Here is a 20,497-nt window from a genome sequence, read left to right as displayed (position 1 = left end):
GTCTCCTTACTTCAGTATGTACTGCTTCTCAAAGAGGAGCTCAGCTATCTTCTTTGCTGAATCTTCAGCGTTGAGCGTAAACATTTGTGATGTGGTCCCGACTTCCTTTGTGAAGGTCTTCTTGACCTTTGTCGGTGATCCCTTAAGTCCAATTATCGCAGGGTCAATTTCTACGTCGTTGAAGGTCAGCCTCTTGATTTCCTTCTTGAAGCAGTCGGAGATTCCCCTGACTCTCATGTACCTTGGCTTCGCTATGGTGCTTAGTGTGGTAATAAGTACCGGAAGCTTTGCTTCAAGGATTTCGTAGGTGTCTTCGAGCGATTTTTTGACAGTTATTTTTCCATCTTTAACGTCAATGATATCTTCAACATAGGTAATTTGAGGGATCCCCAGCTTTTCAGCGGTCTGCGGTCCCACCTGGGCGGTGTCTCCGTCGATTGCCTGTCGTCCTGCGATGATCAGGTCATAGCTCATGTTCTTTAGTACTGCGGTAAGTGTGTTGGAAGTTGCCCACGTATCAGCTCCTCCGAACTTTGCGTCGGTAATGAGCACTGCATCATCTGCACCCATTGCATATAGCTCCCTGAGCATGGATTCAGCCTGTGGAGGCCCCATAGTTACAGCAGTGACCTTTGCACCCATCTTGTCCTTGAGCCTGAGTGCAGCCTCGAAGCCTGCAAGGTCGTCCGGATTGGTTATCGTCGGCACGCCTGCCCTTATTAGTGTTCCTGTCTCCTTGTCGACCTTCATCTCTGTGGTGTCTGGTACCTGCTTAAGCAAAACAATTATATTCATATTATCCCACCCGTCCTATTTCAGAATGAAGGCAGAGATGACCATTCTCTGGACTTCGGAAGTGCCTTCGTATATTTCGGTAATCTTCGCATCCCTGTACATTCTCTCTATAGGATACTCTCTTGTGTAGCCGTATCCGCCTAGTAGCTGGATTGCCTTGTTGGTTACCCTTGATGCTGTCTCTGATGCATAAAGCTTGGCCATTGCAGCTTCCTTAGAATATGGAAGTCCTGCATCCTTCATAAATGCTGCTCTGTAGGTAAGAAGCCTTGCAGCATCTGTTTCAGTCTGAAGGTCTGCAATTGCGAACTGCGTGTTCTGGAATGCTGAAATGGGCTTTCCGAACTGCTTCCTCTGCTTGACGTACTCAACGGCTTCATCGATCGCTCCCTGGGCTATGCCTAGAGCCTGTGCTGCTATTCCGATCCTGCCTCCGTCAAGTGTCTGCATGGCTATCTTGAAGCCCATGCCTTCCTTTCCGAGAAGATTCTCAACCGGAACTACTACATCCTTGAATATGAGCTCTGTTGTTGAGCTTCCCCTAATTCCTAGCTTCAGCTCCTTCTTTCCTATGCTGAAGCCTGGCATGTCCTTTTCGACTATGAATGCGGAAATGCCCTTGGTGCCCTTCGCCTTGTCAGTCATGGCGAAGACTATGTATATGTCAGCGTAGCCGCCGTTGGTTATGAAGATTTTTGATCCGTTCAGGATGTAGTGGTCGCCGTCAAGGACAGCCTTTGATTCCTGCATGGCTGAATCAGATCCTGCATTTGGCTCGGTTAACCCGAATGCTCCCAGCTTTTCTCCTTTAAGAAGCGGTTTCAGGTACTTCTCCTTCTGTGCAGGTGTTCCATAGCTTGCTATTGGACTTGCACCAAGTGAGGTGTGGGCGGAGAGTATTACTCCTGTGGTGCCGCACACCCTGGACATCTCTTCGACTGCTATCGCGTATGAAAGGTTGTCACCGTCGCATCCGCCGTACTCAGATGAGAATGGTATTCCCAGCATTCCAATCTCTGCCATCTTTACGACAGTTTCAACCGGGAACCTCTCTTCCTCATCAATGTCGTGCGCCAGAGGCTTCACTTCATTGACTGCGAAATCCCTGAACAGCTTCTGCATCATCTTTTGCTTTTCATTAAGTAAAAAATCCATTTTATCTCTCCTATCTTGGTGGCATAACAGTCGCGAAGCCCTTTACCACGACATCGCCATTTTGGTTGTAGGCGACAGTCTCGAAAGTGACCTTGTTCTTCTCTGCGTTGATTTCAGTAGCTGTGACGACGGCCTTTATCGTGTCGTGGAATTTTACCGGCTTCAGGAATTTCAGATCCTGCGCAAGGTAGATTGTCCCGGGTCCTGGAAGGTAAGTGCCTAATACAGTCGAGAAATAGGACGCAGTGAGCATGCCATGCACTATCCTTCCTTTGAACATAGTATCTTTGGCGTATTCATCATTGAAATGAGCCGGATTGAGGTCTCCTGATATTCCTCCGAACATAGCCACGTCCGCTTCTGTTACTGTCCTCTGATAAGAGGCGGTGTCCCCGATTTTGATTTCGTTAACTGTCAAACCTTTCATTAAATTCCCTCCACCATTTGATAAGACCCTCAGAACAAACATGAAGGGTCTTTCATGTTGAGTTCATTATAACCATAGAGAAAAGGATAATGCAATAGAATATTGTTAAATTTTTATTTATTAGCAAAATGGAAAATAGATGCGTGCTAAACTGATTAAATGATACTTTTCCAGCTGTTAAATTCATACAAAATCACGTTGCTGAGAAAATATGAAAATATCAAAATTAACAAATTATCAACAAATTAATCAGATATCTTGTAAGTGAATAATTGAAGACGTTAATTTCAACAGTTTATTCAATAAAATTTAAAAACATGAGGCTGATATCATGTTTTGGATGGTCATGGCAATTTCATGTTGCCATGACCCTTTATTTACGAAGCATAATTAGAATAGATGGATTTTTATATTATTAAAAGCTTTTCATTGTGAAATAATTGACTGTGATGGAATGGCGGTTCATTTTTAGTTCGATTGGACACCGAATAAATGGTAGACTAAAGCAAAGCGGCATTGAAATTGAGAAGTATAGTAAATCTGGAGGTGACATATGAAGGGAAGTGTGGGAATAGTCGGTACCGGGCTGTACATTCCTAAAGGTTTCATGACAGCAAAAGAAATAGCTGAAGCGTCAAACGGAGCATGGAGCGAAGCAGCTGTCGTAGATAAGCTCGGCATACGAAGGAAATACGTGCCCGGTGACGGACCTGAAGACGGGACTCAGGAAATGGGAGCGCTCGCTGCGCTGGAGTGCCTTAAGAATACCGGAACTGACCCCCTGGACATCGATATCATCATTTCAATCGGTGAAGAATGGAAGGAATTTCCGCTAACCACGACTGCGCTATATATACAGGAAAGGATAGGCGCATGGAATGCGTGGGGAGTTGATATGCAGAACAGGTGCTGTACAACTGTCACTGCCATGAAGATAGCCTGTGATATGCTAATTGCAGATGAGGATGCGAAGACAGTACTCATTGCAGGCGGCTACAGGAACGGGGACTTCATAGACTACACGGACAATGATGTTTCGATGATGTTCGACCTGTCAGCCGGAGGGGGAGCAATCCTACTGAAAAAGGGATACGGAAGGAACCTTATCCTCGGATCCCACATCATATCAGACGGGAGTCTTTCAAGGAGTGTGGGAGTTGAAATAGGCGGAACCGAAAGGGTAGTCACACAAGATAATGTTGAGGAATCAAAGAAGAGCCTGAGAGTGCTCGAACCTTCGAAGATGAAGTCGAGGCTCAAAGAGGTTTCAATTAGGAACTGGCTGAAGTGCATAGACGAGTCGCTCAGGAAGGCCTCCCTAGAAAGGGCTGACTTAGGGTACCTTGCCATACTTCATATAAAAAGGTCTGAGCACCAGAACCTTCTAAAGGAGCTAGGTATGGGTGAAGGTCAGACTACATACCTTGAGGACTACGGGCATATGGGGCAGATAGACCAGATACTTTCTCTGCAAATGGCACTTGAGTCAGGTAAGGTAAGCGATGGAACTGTAGTTGCCATGATAGCTGCTGGAATAGGATATGCATGGGCTGCCAATATCATACGTTGGGGCGAGAATCCAACGTCTTAAATGACGTCAGGTGTATCAGATTGGAAAAACTTTGACATGGCACCAATGCATCAATAGAATGTATGTATGGACAACAGGCTGAGGACCTGACATAATGCGGAAAATCTTTAATTGGAATGAGGTATGGCTTTGAATGATGTTATAAAGAAACCTAAGACAAAACGTGGTCAGGCAACAATGGACAGGATACTCGAATCTGCAGAGAGCCTATTCTATGAGAAGGGGTACCATAGCACATCCATTACTGATATTACCAGCGAAGCTGATGTTGCACTGGGTACATTCTATATATATTTCAAGGATAAGTTCAGCCTTTATCGGTATCTTCTTCTTGGATACAACCATGACATAAGGAAGGCGATAGCCTCAAACATAGTTGAAGGCGATTCCAGGATCGAGATGGAACGTAAGGGACTGAAGTCATATCTTGAGTTTGTAAGAGCCAACAAGCACGCCTACAACATCATCTGGGAATCCCTCTATATTGATAAGGGGCTGTTCATGGATTACTATGAGGAGTTCGGCAGAAGATACGGGAAGGGGCTTGACGAGGCGAAGGTGAGTGGCGAAGCAAGAGATTTTGACACTTCGGTAATGTCATATGTGCTGATGGGAGTTTCCACATTCCTCGGTCTGAAGTATGTCATGTTCCAGGACGAAGAGGAAGTAGACCTGGATCTTGTTGTAGAACAGGTCATGTCTATGCTGGAGAATGGTCTGTTCATAAGAAAGAAATAGCAAAATCAGAATGCGCTTCCTTAGGGAGGTGCATTTTTTTGATTTTGTTGGAAAAATTTTCCTTAAAGTGATGAATTTTTGGACAAAAATTGTTAACATCTGTCTATAAGCCTTTTTTTGATATCCTTTTGAGGTATAATCAAGGTGAATTTATCGTAAAATAGGAGGAATGAATATGCAGGCAGATATCGGTATACTTGGCTTCAGGGTAATGGGAGAGAATCTCGCAAGGAACATGGAGTCAAAAGGTTATAAGGTTGCGATATACAACAGGACATCGAGCGTAATATCAGAATTTATGGAAGGCACCGGAAAGGGCAAGAACTTTGTCCCTGCAATGACAATCGAGGATTTCGTGAACTCACTTTCGAAACCGAGGAAGATCATGCTAATGATCAAGGCTGGTTCGACAGTAGATTCTACTATAGAACAGCTGATTTCCTTCGTGGATGAAGGGGACATCATAATCGATGGAGGAAACTCCAACTTCGAAGACTCCGAAAGAAGATACAAGTACCTCTATGACAAGGGCATCTACTTCGTTGGCTCAGGTGTTTCGGGTGGAGAGCTTGGAGCGCTATACGGACCATCGCTCATGCCCGGAGGTGCCAAGGAAGCCTGGGATAGTATAAAGGATATTTTCAAGGCTGTATCTGCCAAGGTTGGTGAGAATAATGAGCCGTGCACAGCCTGGATCGGATATGGCGGAGCAGGACATTATGTCAAGACCATACATAACGGCATCGAATACGGAGACATGCAGCTGATCACTGAAGTCTATGCGATAATGAGGGATGTCCTGAAGCTCACATATGATGAGATGGGCGACATATTCGAGAAATGGAACGATGGAGTGCTCAAGAGCTATCTCGTTGAGATAACGAGAGATATCCTGAGGACCAAAGATACTGATGGGGAACCTCTTGTGGAGAAGATCCTCGATACTGCGATGCAGAAGGGTACCGGAAAGTGGGCTGTAATTTCTGCGCTCGACGAGGGAGAACCGCTTTCACTTATAACGGAAGCAGTATATGCCAGGGTGCTGTCCTCAATGAAGGACGAGAGGGTAGTGGCAGCCAGGATGGTTCCATTCATTGAAAAGTCATTTGAAGGTGACAAGGCAGCGATCATTGAGAATCTTGGCAAAGCGCTCTATGCAGCCAAGATAATATCCTATGCTCAAGGGTTCTCTCTGCTTGCAAGCGCTTCTCTATCCAGGAAGTGGGACCTGAACCTTGGAGAGATCGCTACAATATGGAGAGGCGGCTGCATCATAAGGTCGGCGTTCCTCGATGACATAAGGACGGCGTATGACAAGAATCCGGGACTTTCAAACCTCATGATGGATGGCTTCTTCAACGAGACATTGAACGATGCTTCCAAAGGCCTGAGGGAAGCAGTCATACTCGGGGTAAGGAACGGGATATCCCTTCCTGCAATGAGTTCAGCACTATCATACTATGACGGCTACCACACCGATAGGCTGCCTGCAAACCTGCTTCAGGCTCAGAGAGACTATTTCGGAGCCCACATGTTCGAAAGGCTTGACAGGAAGAGGGGAGAATTCTTCCACTATGACTGGTCTGGAGAAGGCGGAGACACGCACGCAAGCGTATACTCAGTATAATTCAGTAATTTCAGGAGGGTGCCGCAGAGCTTTGCGGCATCCTTTTTTTTGTTAACGAAAATGGTAGAATATAGGTATCCTTCAAAAACGGGGCTGATAACGTGGATCTATTAGAGTATATTCAACAAAATCTTATGAAAAAGAGAAAGACAGAGCTGCTCGACCTCTGCAGCGAGCTCGGTGTTGAGTCCAAATCCCGATGGACCAAGGGGGTTCTCACTGATGCCTTATCTTCAGTTCTTTCTAATCCTGAGGAGCTTGCATACCTGCTTCCGAGGCATGCTTTCCTTGCCTTGTCCGGAAGAACGGAAAGAGGAGCTGCCAGCTCAGGAATCCTTGGGCATTTCGGCCTGGAGGGAAACGCCGGGAATGTTTTTCCGGAGCTATCAAACAAATCTGCCCTGAAGCTGGTAAAAAGGCTCGATATCATCGAGGAACTTGTAAAAGTTCAGGTAATGGTATGCGGACTGATACCCGTCGAGGAATTTGTACGTCTTGTCAGATATTCGCTCAGGAATGCACAGGGGAAAGAATGGAGGAACCTGTACTCTGACGATGAGAGGCTTGAAGCAGAGACAAGGAGATTTCTTGACAGAAGATTTAGCCTTGTCCGTGTGAACCTGAAGGATAAGGGGTTTGTCATCTGCAGAGATGATGTGACAGAACCGGCAAATGTAGCCTATGCCCAGGAGATTTCAAATGTTGCAGAATACAAGCAGCTTGCAGCTGATGAGCTGCTGGATCCAAATTCCCACATGGAAAGCGATGAGTTGGAAAAGCTTAATGGTATTCTGGATCTCCTCGGTACCTATGCCAGCGACAATGAAATGGCAGCCATGAAGGAAGCGCTGTATATTGCCCGTGACAAGATAGCGTCAGGCTACAATGAGCTTGACACTGTAAGGGGCCTGGCGGAACTTGCTGCATTTCCCGGTTCTGATGAGCTGGTGGCTTTCATTGGAGCAATTACCAGCTGGTGCGGATCTATACGAAGATGGGAGCTGAAAGGCCATACTAGGGATGAAATTGATGATAGAATATGTGATTCAGGCGACTGATAGTCGCCTGAATCTGTTTGAGGGGGTAATAACTAAATAGAAAAATATGACAGACATTTCAACATTTGAAACGTTCATTTCATATGAAACAATCATTTCAATTTGAAATGATGTTTGCAGCCTTATGAAATGGAAGTTAACCTGTGAAATCATGATGTTTTAGATTGAGTACAATCAAAAGTCATTTTGTCCAGTATTTAACACGGTTTTTACGATTTCGTAAAAAAGTTTTAACTTGAAAACGGTTTTGGCATGGCTCTTGCTATATGTTATGGTGCGTAAACGATGCAACACATCGAAGTAATCGATTGACAGGATTTAACGATTGTCAAAAGAATAACCAGGTGTGGAGTAGTGAAGGGGGATAAAAATGAAATTCAAAAAGTATAATGACCTGATAGTCGGACTTTCTATGCTTGCATTCGGCCTGTTCTATCTCATTATGACAATGCAGATTCCAAGAAAAGGCAAACTCATCGATGCAACTTTCTTCCCGTACATACTTAGTACGATAATGCTCATTGTGGGACTGCTGCAGACTGTAAAGGGTGCAGCTTCAGCTAAGAAGTTCGATGTTAGTACCTTCGAAGAAACAAAGACTGGCCAAAAGGGCGACATGAAGACGGTGCTAATTACAGTAGTATTGATACTCGTATACGTAGCACTCCTAAAACCGCTTGGATTCGTAATATCGTCATCATTGTATCTTTTCGCCCAGATACTTGTGCTGGTTCCGATGAGGATCAAGAAGAACTATCTTCTTTACGCACTGGTGGCAGTGATAACTTCAGCAATTATTTATGTATCATTCAGGTTTGGTCTGGATCTTATGCTTCCAGCCGGACTATTGGGATAGGGGGGCTAAAGCATGGAATTATTCGCACAAGGACTGGTTGCCATAATGCAGCCTGGCACACTTATCCTCATGATCGCAGGAACGGCGATCGGTATACTCTTCGGAGCTCTTCCGGGACTCACTGCCACTATGGCAGTTGCACTGTTTCTGCCTGTGACATACGGCATGAAGCCGGCCATGGGTCTGGCAATACTCATTGCACTTTGGATTGGAGCAACATCAGGCGGACTCATATCCGCAATACTCCTTAAGATACCGGGAACACCTTCATCAGTCGCGACCTGCTTTGACGGTCATCCGTTGCAGGAGAAGGGCGAAGGAGCTAAGGCGCTGGGAGTTGGAATAGTGTTCTCATTCCTGGGAACGATGTTCAGTCTTGTAGCTCTGATTTTCATTGCACCGCCGCTTGCAAAGGTTGCACTTAGCTTCGGACCGGTAGAATACTTTTCAATCGCAATATTCTCACTCATGCTTATCGTATCGCTCTCGACGGACTCAATGCTTAAGGGCATATTTTCCGGGCTTGTAGGATTTGTATTCGCTACAGTAGGTATAGCTCCGGTTGATGCTGTTTTAAGATACACCTTCGGAACTGTGGAGCTGACATCAGGGTTCAATACCTTATGCGTGCTAATAGGACTCTTTGCAATATCAGAAGTCATAAAGACTGCTGAATCTTCAAAGCTTGAAGGTAAGGCTGAGATTGCTCAGGTGACTAAGATAAGGGGCTTCGGCTTTACTATGAAGGAATTCATGAGCCAGAAGTGGAACTTCCTGATTTCAGCACTGATCGGTACAGGAATTGGAATACTGCCTGGAATAGGCGGAGGAACATCCAATCTTGTAGCCTACATGGTAGTCAAGAAATCTTCGAAGTATCCAGATAAGTTCGGTACAGGCGTCATAGATGGAATCGTAGCATCCGAAACTGCTAACAACGCTTCAATCGGAGGAGCTCTCATACCGCTGATGACTCTGGGTATCCCTGGAGATGCTGTTACAGCACTTCTTCTCGGTGGATTCATGATCCATGGCATTGCGCCGGGACCGATGCTCTTCGTAAATTACGGACCACTTGTATACACAGTCTTTGCGGCCGTTTTCATATCAACAATACTCATGATAATCCTTGAGTTTGCAGGTATAAGGATATTCGTAAAGCTGCTAAGCATACCAAACTACATCCTTCTTCCGATAGTGTTCGTACTCTGTGTGGTAGGTGCATTCGGACTTTCATCAAGGATTTTCGATGTATGGTCGATTCTCCTGTTTGGAGCGGTAGGCTACTACTTCGTGAAGTTCAAGATTCCGCAGGCTCCTTTCATTATAGGATTCGTACTCGGACCTATGGCTGAGACGAACTTCAGACGAGGACTCATGATGACAGACGACAGCTTCATAGGATTCTTTAAAAGCCCGATAGCTGCAGTTTTTATGGTGCTTACGGTAGTCATAATGCTTTGGACTATCTACAGTGAAGTCAGGAAAAAACAGTCGATACTGAGAAGCGGCGACTAGAACAGAAGACAGGGGTGGATATATGAACATCAAAGGTACTCCAGTAGTAACTGAAATGATGGTTGTCCCGGTTGCGGGATTTGACAGCATGACAATGACACTCAGCGGCGCACATGCCCCGATGTTCACAAGGAACATCGTGATCATGAAGGACAGCGCAGGAAACACCGGCCTTGGAGAAGTCCACGGTGGTGAAGACATAACAAAGGCACTTGAAAGCTACAAGCCTCTTATCATAGGGAAGCAGATAGGAGATTACAGGAACATAGTCCAGACGGTAAAGCGCGGAGGATACCTCGCTGGAGGAAACGACGGCGAAGGGCTCCAGGGACTTGACCTGAAGAACCTGAAGTTCGTGGTAAAGGCTGAAACAGCAATAGAGTCAGCTCTTCTCGACCTCCTTGGAAAGTTCATGGGACTGCCTGTGTGCTCTCTGCTCGGAGACGGAAGGCAAAGGGAAGACATTACGATACTCGGATATCTGTTCTATGTATCGGACAGGACCAAGGTAAATCTGCCATACATAGATGAATCTTCAAGCAGCGATCCATGGTTCAGGATAAGAAGGAATGTGGCGCTGACTCCTGAAGCGATAGTTGAGCAGGCTTACGCTACAAAGGAAAGATACGGCTTCAAGGACTTCAAGCTTAAGGCTGGTGTCCTTGATGGAGAAGAGGAAATGAAGGCGATAAGGGCTCTCAAGAAAGAGTTCCCAGATGCCAGGATAAACATCGACCCTAACGGAGCGTGGTCCCTGAATGAGGCGATTAAGCTTACAAAGGACATGCACGGGATACTGACATATGTTGAGGATCCGTGCGGACCTGAGAAGGGCTTCTCAAGCAGGGAAATAATGTCAGAGTACAAGATGGCGACCGGACACAGGGTTGCGACAAACATGATAGCGACAGACTGGAGACAGCTTCACCACTCAGTTGTAAGCAAAGCTGTTGACATAGTCCTTGCAGACCCTCATTTCTGGACCATGAGCGGCTCGATTCGGGCAGGACAGGTCCTGAACGACTGGGGAATGACGTGGGGCAGCCACTCTAACAACCACTTCGACATTTCGCTTGCGATATTCGCACAGACTGCAGCGGCAGCACCTGGAGAAATCACAGCCATGGATACACACTGGATATGGCAGGACGGACAGGAGCTATGCGGCGAGTCAATTGCAATAAAGGACGGAAAGATCAAGGTAACCGACAAGCCCGGTCTCGGAATTGAAATAGACATGGACAGGGTCATGAAGGCGAACGAGCTGTATAACAAGATGGATTCCCATGACAGGGATGACGCCATGGCGATGCAGCACCTTATTCCGAACTGGAAGTTCGACAGCAAGAAACCTTGCCTGGTTAGATAGGCAGAATAAATTTGGTTCCAATTACAAAGGGATATATATTACAAAAAAGGGAGAGAAAAGAATGAAATTCAAAGCAATTTCCATCATTTCAGCAATGGTCCTCACAGTTGGCGTGCTTGCAGGCTGCGGAGCCAAGACTCCGACAACACCTACAACAGCACCTTCAGGCACTTCAGCACCGACTGAGACTGCATGGCCTACAAAGACTGTAGAGGTTCTTGTAACAGCTTCAGCAGGCGGCGACACAGACTTCAACGCAAGGACATTTGCGAAGTACTTCGAAGAGATCACTGGCCAGACCATGATCATAACCAACATGGGAGGCGGAGGCGGTTCAGTTGCAACATCACAGGTTAAGAATTCCGCTACAGACGGAAATACAATCCTCTTTACACACACTGGACCTATGATAGTCAATGAAGTCGCAGGACTTGTTGATTATGGATACGATGCTTTTGATGTTGCTGCAATACCTGCAGTTGACAAGGGCGTAATACTTGTAGCAAGCAAGCAGTCCGGACTTACAGATGCAGCTGACCTTGTTGCAAAGGCAAAGGCTACACCTGGCGACATAATATTCGGAACAGAGCTTGGCGGATATTCTCACCTTCAGGGACTCATGCTCATGGACCAGGCCGGAATCGACCTTAAAGTCGTAGACGTAGGTTCAGCAGCTGAAAAGGTTACTAACCTTCTTGGTGGAAGAATAGATGTAGCGGCGATTTCCTACGGAACAATCCAGGATTACCTGAAGACTGGCGACATGGTTGCACTCGGACAGTTCTCTGCTGAGAGAAACGAATTCCTTGGCGACATAAAGACACTCACTGAGCAGGGCCTTGACTTCGCAATGGAGAAGCCATACATCATAGCGTTCCCTAAGGGAACTGATGCCAAGATAATAGAGAAGATGAGCAGCATTGCAAAGCAGATATCTACTGATCCTGACTATGCGAAGGACCTTGAGACTGGCTTCAAGCAGCCTGTAACAGTTTATGAGACTGCTGATGCAATACAGCTCATAAAGGAAACAAGAGACGAGTTCTTCAAGTTCCAGGCTCTACTTAAAAAGTAACATACCCAAAAATTAGCAGCATAGAGTTGGGGAAATAGAGATATTTCCCCAATCTCATAAGTAAAGGATATCAAGGGGATTTAACTGATATGAATGAGTTGTATATTAAAGTCAATGACAGGGACAATGTGGCGATCATAGTCAGGGAAGGCGGAGCCAAGGAAGGCAGTACCTTCGAGGGTGGTCTTGTTGCTAAAGAAGACATTCCACAGGCCCATAAGATAGCTCTTTCTGACATACCAGAGGGATCTGAAGTACTTAGGTACGGTGAGGTCATCGGACATGCGAAGGAAGATATCAAAAAAGGCTGCTGGGTCAACGAGCGCAATGTGAAGATAAGGGAAGCGGTTCCGGTTGAGAGCCTTAAGAGCTCTTTTGACCACAAATGGACGGCACCTGAAGTCGGACTCAGGACCTTCATGGGCTACAGGAATGCTGACGGTACCTTCGGTACAAGGAACATACTTGCCATAACAACAACAGTGCAGTGCGTTGAAGGTGTAGTGAACGTGGCTGTCGACAGGATAAGGAGGGAGCTTCTCCCGAAGTACCCGAATGTAGATGATGTTGCTGCATTAAATCATGCATACGGCTGCGGTGTGGCAATAAGCGCAAAGAATTCCGAAATCCCAATCAGGACGATACTCAACATGTCAAAGAACCCGAATTTCGGCGGCGAGCTGTTAACCGTATCCCTGGGATGCGAGAAGCTTACACCGCAGAAGCTGTTTACTGAGATAGATGACAGAGATCTTGTTGTCCTTCAGGACTGCAAGGGTTTCCAGGAAATAATGGATGAGATCATGGACAAGGCAGAAGAAAAGCTCGAAAGGCTTAACAGAAGGCAGAGGGAAGAATGTCCGGTTTCAGGTCTGGTTGTAGGGCTGCAGTGCGGGGGGAGCGATGCTTTTTCCGGTGTGACTGCTAACCCTGCAATAGGATATGCTGCCGATATGCTGGTTGCTGCCGGAGCCAGGGTCATGTTCTCAGAAGTGTCCGAGGTAAGGGATGGAGTTCATCTCCTCGCACCAAGGACAGTATCCCCTGAAGTCCTTGAAAAGCTTAAAAGGGAGATGTCATGGTATGACGACTACCTTGCAGGCGGAGAAGTGGACAGGGATGCGAATCCGACACCCGGCAACAAGCAGGGCGGACTTGCAAACATAATCGAAAAATCACTGGGCTCGGTCGTAAAATCCGGCACAAGCCCCATAGTTGACGTACTGTCACCGGGCGAGAGGATCAGGAAACCGGGACTTACATTCGCTGCAACCCCCGCATCGGACTTCGTGTGCGGAACGCAGCAGTTCTCATCAGGGATGACGATCCAGGTGTTCTCTACAGGCAGAGGTACTACCTACAACCTGAGAGTTGCGCCGGTAATCAAGGTATCCTCGAACACGGCACTAAAGAACAAATGGTTTGACCTGATAGACATCAACGCAGGAGACATAGCATCCGGTGAAAAGACACTGGAGGAGAAGGGCAGAGAAATCTTCGAGTTCATAATCGATGTGGCAGGAGGCAGGAAGAAGACCTTCAGCGATGAGTACGGCCTATACAATGCGCTGACAGTATTCAACCCCGCTCCGATCACATAGACGCTGAATAATTGAATAATCTGCATACATTCGATCATACAAAGGAAAGGTGAAATTAAATGAAGATAGGATTTATAGGACTTGGAATAATGGGAAAGCCGATGAGCAAGAATCTGCTCAAGGCTGGATATGAGCTTATTGTAAATGACAGGAACACTGTTGCCGTTGCTGAACTGGTAGCGCTTGGTGCTGAAAAGGCTGAAACTGCCAAGGAAGTTGCTGAAAAGACAGACATCATCATTACGATGCTTCCGAATTCCCCTCACGTCAAGACAGTATGCCTTGGTGAAAATGGAATATCCAGCGGAGCGAAGGCTGGTACGATAGTCATCGACATGAGTTCAATAGCTCCACTTGCAAGCAGGGAAGTAAGCGCAGAGCTTGCCAAGTTCGGCATCGATCTTCTTGATGCACCTGTAAGTGGCGGAGAGCCTAAGGCAATCGATGGAACTCTGTCAGTAATGGTCGGCGGAAACAAGGAAACCTTCGACAAGTGCTACGACATAATGAAGACAGTGGCTGGATCTGTTGTCTACGTTGGAGAAATCGGCGCAGGTAACATAACAAAGCTTGCAAACCAGATAATCGTTGCTCTTAACATAGCGGCAATGAGTGAGGCTCTCGTACTTGCAAAGAAGGCAGGAGTAGATCCTGAGCTTGTTTACAAGGCAATAAGAGGCGGACTTGCAGGGAGCACAGTGCTTGATGCTAAGGCTCCGATGGTTTTGGACAGAAGGTTCGACCCTGGCTTCAGGATTGAGCTCCATATCAAGGACCTTCAGAATGCTCTTGATACATCACACGAGCTGGCAGCTTCACTTCCTCTTACCTCACAGGTAATGGAGATGATGCTCGGGCTTAAGGCTGACGGACTTGAGAAAGAGGACCATTCCGCACTCGTCAAGTACTACGAGAAGCTGAACAATCTCGAAGTAACAAGAAACTAGGCGGAGGTAGCGATATGACTCCAAAAGTAATAGAGATGACCGTTATTCCGGTAGCAGGCTATGACAGCATGCTTCTTAACCTCTCAGGCGCTCACGGACCATACTTCACAAGGAACCTTGTAATCCTTAAGGATGACACAGGCAACCAGGGAGTAGGAGAAGTTCCGGGCGGAGAAAAGATCAGACAGACACTTGAGGATTCAAGGGAGCTTGTCGTAGGACAGTCGCTTGGAAACTACAAGAATGTCATGAATGAGATATTCAACAAGTTCAAGGACAGGGACAAGGAAGGCAGAGGCCTTCAGACCTTCGACCTGAGGACTACGGTTCACGTGGTGACTGCAGTAGAATCAGCACTCCTCGACCTTCTCGGAAAGTATCTGGAAGTTCCTGTAGCGGCACTACTTGGTGACGGACAGCAGAGGGAAAAGGTAAAGGCACTTGGCTACCTGTTCTACATAGCAGACCCTAAGAAGACAGACCTTGGCTACCTCATAGAGGATGAGTTCAAGGACGACTGGGAAGCTGTAAGAAGATTCGAGGCAATGACTCCGGAAGCCATTGTAAGGCTTGCAGAGGCAGCGCAGGAAAGATACGGATTCCAGGACTTCAAGCTGAAAGGCGGAGTTCTTGAAGGTAAAGAGGAGATCAAGGCAATTAAGGCTCTCCATGAGAGATTCCCTGAAGCGAGGATAACTCTTGACCCAAATGGTGCATGGTCACTTGAGGAAGCGGTATCTCTCTGCAAGGACATGCACGGGATAATGGCATACGCTGAGGATCCGTGCGGAGCCGAAGCAGGCTTCTCCGGAAGGGAAGTCATGGCAGAATTCAGGAAGAGGACAGGACTTCCTACAGCTACCAATATGATCGCAACTGACTGGAGACAGATGTCCCATGCAGTAGCTCTGCACAGCGTGGACATTCCACTTGCAGACCCTCATTTCTGGACCATGTCCGGATCAGTAAGAGTCGCGCAGATGTGCAATGAGTTCGGACTCACCTGGGGATCCCACTCAAACAACCATTTCGATGTATCCCTTGCCATGTTCTGCCATGCAGCAGCAGCGGCACCTGGAAACATAACAGCCATAGACACGCACTGGATATGGCAGGATGGACAGGACCTTACAAAGAACGCAATGAAGATAGTTGATGGTGAGGTTACCATAGCCAAAGACATGAAGGGACTCGGAATTGAGCTCGACATGGAGAAGGTAATGAAGGCCCATGAGCTTTATCTTGAGAAGGGCCTCGGAGCAAGGGATGACTCCATGGCAATGCAGTACCTTATCAAGGACTGGAAGTTCGATAACAAGAAACCTTGTCTGGTCAGGTAGGCACAAAAAGAAATCAACAAGGCTTATGCCTTGATAAGTAAGGATGGAATGAAAATGGATTTTAAACCGTATGGCGTCATACCTCCTCTGGTGACCCCCCTGACCAAAGAGGGTAAGCTGGACGAGAAGGCACTGAGGCTGATGATCAATCATCTGATAAAAAACGGACTGCACGGTGTATTCCCTGCAGGAACAACAGGCGAGTTCTATGGATTGACAGATGATGAATACAGGGAACTTCTCATGATAACTGTTGATGAGGTAAAGGGCAGGGTTCCTGTCTATGCCGGAGTCAACCACATAACCACCAGGGGAGCTGTAAGGCTGGCTGAAATTGCAGATGAATGCAAGGTTGATGCTCTGTCAATACTGACTCCGATGTTCATAACCCCGACACAGGAAGACCTCATCAGGCATTATGAGACAATTGCGAAGTGTACGGACCTTCCGATAATCATGTACAACAACAAGCCAAAGACTGGTGTGGACATATTCCCTCCGACTGTGGCAAAGCTCGCTGATGTCAAGAACATCATAGGAGTCAAGGATTCGACAGGAGATATGACTAACACTGAAGAGTATCTGAGACTTACAAAAGGCAAGGACTTCCACGTAATGATGGGCAGGGATACCCTGATATATGCAGCTCTATGCTATGGAGCAGCAGGTGCCATTGCATCATGCTCCAACGTTGCACCGAGACTTGCAGCTGACATTTATGACAAGTATATGGCCGGCGACAGGGAAGGTGCCCTCGAAGCACAGTTCAAGCTTGCTCCTTTAAGGATAGCCTTTAACCTCGGGACATTCCCGGCGGTTATCAAGGAAGGACTTGCAATGCAGGGAATCGATGTAGGATGCTCCTATGAACCAGTAGGACCTCTTAAGGAACATGAAAGAGAGAGTCTCAGGAAGATCCTCAAGGAAATGGAGCTCATCTAAAGCTTGTCTTTGACATAAGCTTTTGGGAACTCTATTATAGTAATAAAAGAGGGAGGTGAGGACTTGGCAAAGATAGCATTCATGGCGCCTAGGAAAGAGATGATTGAGCTTGCAGAAAGCATCGTGAAGAAGATGGATGCCGAGGTCCTCATGCAGCTCTCAACATCAGAGAAAATTGTTGAAATGACAAAGGAAGCCATGGACAAGGGCTATGACGTGGTCATAGCACGAGGTACCCAGGCATCGATGATCAAGGACTCAGGACTCGGAATACCTTTGGTTGAAATCAGGATTACAGGTCAGGAAATCGCTATGCTCATGCACGAGGCGAAAAAGCTTCTTAACAAGGAGCGGCCCAAGCTTGCATTCATAGGCTTCGAGAACATGTATACGGATATCATGATATTTGGAGACATCGTGGGTGTAGAGGTAAAGACATATCTTATCAATAACAGGGAGGACCTTCTGCCGGCAGTCGACAGGGCGGTTAGAGATAAGGCTGATGCACTGATCGGAGGAGACATAGTGAACACCTATGCCAAAGGGCTTGGTGTGCCGTGTCTCTTTTTGGAATCAACTGAAGATTCAATTAGCCAGGCCTTTGAAATCGCTGAGAAGATTGTCATGGCCCTTGACATAGAGAAGAAGCAGAGCGCTGAGTTCAAGGCGGTTGTTGATTACTCGTTTGATGCGATAATAAAGACAGACAATAGCGGAATAATCACCATATTCAACCACAATGCGGAAGAGAGCTTCAGGACAAAGGACAAGAATGCCATTGGCAAGCGAATAACGAGCATAATTCCTGAAATAGATTCTGCTGACCTTGCTAAGGTCAAGAAAGGGCAGGAGGTGTTCGGCACCATACTGACCCACAATGAGACCGTATATATCGCAAACTATGCTCCTATCAATGTTGATGGCAAGGTGGAGGGTGTAATATTCTCATTCTCACCTGTAGAGAAGATTGAGGATATGGCTGCAGAGATCAAGAGAGAAATCTATCTTAAGGGTCACATTGCAAAGTACACCTTCAAAGATATACATGGCATTTCGAACAAGATGAGGAGCCTTAAGGACATGGCTCTGAAATATTCGAAGAACAATTCCACAGTTCTCATCTCAGGGGAATCGGGAACCGGCAAGGAGCTCTTTGCCCAGAGCATACACAACGAGAGCCTGAGGAAGAACAATCCTTTCGTTGCGGTGAACTGCGCGGCACTCCCTTCGAATCTGCTTGAAAGCGAGCTCTTCGGTTATGTCGAAGGCGCATTCACAGGGGCTTCCAAGGGAGGCAAGAGAGGACTTTTCCATCTTGCTGACACAGGAACCATATTCCTCGATGAGATATCTGAAATGGACCTCTACGGCCAGGTAAGGCTTCTCAGGGTAATACAGGAGAAGAACATCATGAGGGTTGGGGACGACAAGGTCACTCCAATAGATGTCAGGATCATCGCGGCAACGAACAAGAACCTGATGGACCTTATCAGGCAGGGTAAGTTCAGGGAAGACCTTTACTACAGGCTTAACATCCTCTCCCTTCATATACCTCCACTTAGGGAAAGAAGGGAAGACATCCTTGTGCTTACCGATTTCTTCACAAGGGATTACTCAGCGCAGCTTAACAAGAATGTGACCTTCAGTGAAGGCGCAAGAAAGCTGATGAGCGAATATGACTGGTATGGAAACATAAGGCAGCTGAAGAACTTTGTTGAGAAGGTAGTCACCATTAGCTCTGAAAGGGTGATATCTGAAGAACTGGTCAGATTTCATATCGAGGACAGTTTTCCTATTGACCAGTCCCAGAAATATGGTACAATTCACTCCAATGGGTCATCACATGTTGAGGAGATCAAACCATACACTGAGGCTGGAGAGTATACCAGGATCGTGGCACTGCTCGACAAGCACTCAGGAAACAGGATAGCGGTAGCCAAGGAGCTTGGCATAAGCACCACCACATTGTGGCGGAAGATAAAGAAGTACAATATTTCAACGACATACGGAGGGGAGAAGATTTAGTCTTCTCCTCTCTATTCAAAGGAGGAAGCCACATGGACAACAGGTTCGGATTCGAAGAGGAGAACAGGGGTTACACGCCAAAGGAGGCGGTCGCTGAGGCCAAGAGGTGCCTTGATTGCAAGAAGCCCCTTTGCAAGACGGGTTGCCCCATAGAACAGTCGATCCCTGAATTCATAAAAGAGGTATCTAAGGGAAACTTTGGTACCGCCAGAAGGATAATCTCTGAGAGGAGCAACCTTCCGGCTATATGCGGCAGGGTATGCCCCCACGAGCTTCAATGCGAAGGGCATTGCATTCTGCATGCTAAGGGCAAGGAGATAAGGGTAGGCAAGCTTGAAAGGTTTGTGGCTGATTTTGACTATGAAGCAGGAATAATCACTGATCCGACAGTAGCGAAGACAAGAGGCAAGGTGGCAGTCATAGGCTCAGGACCGGCTGGACTTACCGTTGCCGGAGACCTGGCAAGGCAGGGCTTCAATGTGGTGGTCTATGAGGCTCAGGAAGAGCCCGGCGGAGTGCTTCTATATGGCATACCGGAGTTCAGACTGAACAAGGATGTTGTGAGAAGGGAAATTGCGAGAATAGCCTCCCTTGGAGTAACATTCATCACAAATTCTACGGCAGGTGAAAGCTTCACGCTTGAAACGCTCTTCAAGGCCGGCTTCGATGCTGCGTTCATTGGAACCGGAACGAACCTGTCCAAGGACCTAAAGCTGCCTGGACGTGAAAACAGCGGAATAGAGCAGGCTAGCTACTTCCTGAGAATGGTTGTAATGGCTGGAGAAGGTAAGGTTACCGCAGACGAGGTCCTGATCAATCCTGGCGACAGAGTTGTCGTTGTAGGGGCAGGCAATGTGGCCATGGATGCTGCAAGGTCTGCAAAAAGACTTGGTGCGGGAACCGTAACTGTTGCATACAGGAGAACCGAGAAGGATATGCCTGCAACAAGGGGAGAATATGAAGGCGCGATAGCTGATGGCGTCGAGTTCAGATTCTCTGCACTGCCCAAGGCCTACGCAGGAAATGAGGGCAAGGTGACCGGACTTGTGGTTGAGACTGAAGGTGCTGAAGACATCATTGATGCCGATGTCATACTTCTGGCCATCGGGTCAAGGCCTGCCAAGAGGATAGTCTCGACAACGCCAGGCATAGAGACAAGTGACAGGGGCTATGTAATAACAAGAGAAAAGCCTTATGGCATGACCACCCTTGCCGGAGTCTTCGCAGGCGGTGATGTAGTGCATGAGCCTGCGACTGTAGTCAGGGCAATGAAGGAAGCCAAGAAGGTAGCTGATGGTATTGCAGCATATATCGATGCAAAAAAGCTCCTGGGAATATAATCTAAAGAATGAGGCCGCGGTTTCCCGTGGCCTCTTATCCTGGAAGGCCCCGCAAAGGAGTGAGCTCGCGGGACCATGACATGGGGAAGACTT

Annotated in this window: 17 protein-coding genes; 14 read left to right on the top strand and 3 right to left on the bottom strand. The window is 47.0% G+C overall.

Going from position 1 to position 20,497, the window contains the following annotated elements; all coding sequences use genetic code 11:
* Positions 1-6 precede the first annotated feature (6 nt).
* Genes J2Z34_RS05495 through J2Z34_RS05485 form a run of 3 tightly spaced genes read right to left on the bottom strand, consistent with a single transcriptional unit; the run spans position 7 to position 2,377 of the window.
* Positions 7-795 carry an electron transfer flavoprotein subunit beta/FixA family protein gene (locus tag J2Z34_RS05495; protein WP_209458866.1) on the bottom strand — a complete coding sequence of 263 codons (789 nt, stop codon included), beginning with the start codon at positions 793-795 and terminating at the stop codon, positions 7-9.
* A gap of 15 nt (positions 796-810) precedes the next feature.
* The gene (locus J2Z34_RS05490) at positions 811-1,950 is read right to left on the bottom strand and encodes an acyl-CoA dehydrogenase (protein ID WP_209458865.1); all 1,140 of its coding nucleotides are present in this window, start codon (positions 1,948-1,950) and stop codon (positions 811-813) included.
* Positions 1,951-1,960: 10 nt separating this feature from the next.
* A complete protein-coding gene (locus J2Z34_RS05485; protein ID WP_209458864.1) occupies positions 1,961-2,377 on the bottom strand; it encodes a MaoC family dehydratase in 417 nt (138 codons plus the stop codon).
* A 553-nt stretch (positions 2,378-2,930) separates the two neighbouring features.
* On the opposite strand from J2Z34_RS05485, the gene J2Z34_RS05480 reads away from it, so the two are divergent.
* From J2Z34_RS05480 to J2Z34_RS05415, 14 genes are all read left to right on the top strand, one after another.
* Positions 2,931-3,968, top strand: coding sequence for a 3-oxoacyl-ACP synthase (locus J2Z34_RS05480; protein WP_209458863.1), 1,038 nt, complete (start codon positions 2,931-2,933; stop codon positions 3,966-3,968).
* Positions 3,969-4,097: 129 nt separating this feature from the next.
* Positions 4,098-4,706 carry a TetR/AcrR family transcriptional regulator gene (locus tag J2Z34_RS05475; RefSeq protein WP_209458862.1) on the top strand — a complete coding sequence of 203 codons (609 nt, stop codon included), beginning with the start codon at positions 4,098-4,100 and terminating at the stop codon, positions 4,704-4,706.
* 175 nt (positions 4,707-4,881) lie between these two features.
* Complete coding sequence (gene gnd / locus J2Z34_RS05470; protein ID WP_245250529.1) at positions 4,882-6,333, top strand: decarboxylating NADP(+)-dependent phosphogluconate dehydrogenase; 1,452 nt, start codon at positions 4,882-4,884, stop codon at positions 6,331-6,333.
* 134 nt (positions 6,334-6,467) lie between these two features.
* Positions 6,468-7,391 carry a hypothetical protein gene (locus J2Z34_RS05465; RefSeq protein ID WP_209458860.1) on the top strand — a complete coding sequence of 308 codons (924 nt, stop codon included), beginning with the start codon at positions 6,468-6,470 and terminating at the stop codon, positions 7,389-7,391.
* 370 nt (positions 7,392-7,761) lie between these two features.
* Positions 7,762-8,247 carry a tripartite tricarboxylate transporter TctB family protein gene (locus tag J2Z34_RS05460; RefSeq protein WP_209458859.1) on the top strand — a complete coding sequence of 162 codons (486 nt, stop codon included), beginning with the start codon at positions 7,762-7,764 and terminating at the stop codon, positions 8,245-8,247.
* 12 nt (positions 8,248-8,259) lie between these two features.
* Entirely contained in the window at positions 8,260-9,765 is a 1,506-nt protein-coding gene (locus tag J2Z34_RS05455; RefSeq protein ID WP_209458858.1) for a tripartite tricarboxylate transporter permease, read from the top strand.
* A 22-nt stretch (positions 9,766-9,787) separates the two neighbouring features.
* Positions 9,788-11,134: an enolase C-terminal domain-like protein gene (locus J2Z34_RS05450; RefSeq protein WP_209458857.1), complete on the top strand. Its 1,347-nt coding sequence runs from the start codon at positions 9,788-9,790 to the stop codon at positions 11,132-11,134.
* A 61-nt stretch (positions 11,135-11,195) separates the two neighbouring features.
* Positions 11,196-12,209 carry a tripartite tricarboxylate transporter substrate binding protein gene (locus tag J2Z34_RS05445; RefSeq protein WP_209458856.1) on the top strand — a complete coding sequence of 338 codons (1,014 nt, stop codon included), beginning with the start codon at positions 11,196-11,198 and terminating at the stop codon, positions 12,207-12,209.
* 89 nt (positions 12,210-12,298) lie between these two features.
* Complete coding sequence (garD, locus tag J2Z34_RS05440) at positions 12,299-13,810, top strand: galactarate dehydratase (protein ID WP_209458855.1); 1,512 nt, start codon at positions 12,299-12,301, stop codon at positions 13,808-13,810.
* Between the two features lie 59 nt (positions 13,811-13,869).
* Complete coding sequence (gene garR / locus J2Z34_RS05435) at positions 13,870-14,757, top strand: 2-hydroxy-3-oxopropionate reductase (protein ID WP_209458854.1); 888 nt, start codon at positions 13,870-13,872, stop codon at positions 14,755-14,757.
* A 14-nt stretch (positions 14,758-14,771) separates the two neighbouring features.
* Positions 14,772-16,097: an enolase C-terminal domain-like protein gene (locus J2Z34_RS05430; RefSeq protein ID WP_209458853.1), complete on the top strand. Its 1,326-nt coding sequence runs from the start codon at positions 14,772-14,774 to the stop codon at positions 16,095-16,097.
* Between the two features lie 54 nt (positions 16,098-16,151).
* Positions 16,152-17,039 carry a 4-hydroxy-tetrahydrodipicolinate synthase gene (dapA, locus tag J2Z34_RS05425; RefSeq protein WP_209458852.1) on the top strand — a complete coding sequence of 296 codons (888 nt, stop codon included), beginning with the start codon at positions 16,152-16,154 and terminating at the stop codon, positions 17,037-17,039.
* Positions 17,040-17,102: 63 nt separating this feature from the next.
* A complete protein-coding gene (locus J2Z34_RS05420) occupies positions 17,103-19,064 on the top strand; it encodes a sigma 54-interacting transcriptional regulator (protein ID WP_209458851.1) in 1,962 nt (653 codons plus the stop codon).
* Between the two features lie 32 nt (positions 19,065-19,096).
* The gene (locus tag J2Z34_RS05415) at positions 19,097-20,404 is read left to right on the top strand and encodes an NAD(P)-dependent oxidoreductase (protein ID WP_209458850.1); all 1,308 of its coding nucleotides are present in this window, start codon (positions 19,097-19,099) and stop codon (positions 20,402-20,404) included.
* Positions 20,405-20,497 lie beyond the last annotated feature (93 nt).

This window comes from Youngiibacter multivorans, assembly GCF_017873395.1.
Classification (GTDB): domain Bacteria; phylum Bacillota; class Clostridia; order Clostridiales; family Clostridiaceae; genus Youngiibacter; species Youngiibacter multivorans.
This window is presented reverse-complemented; position numbering and strand designations above follow the sequence as displayed.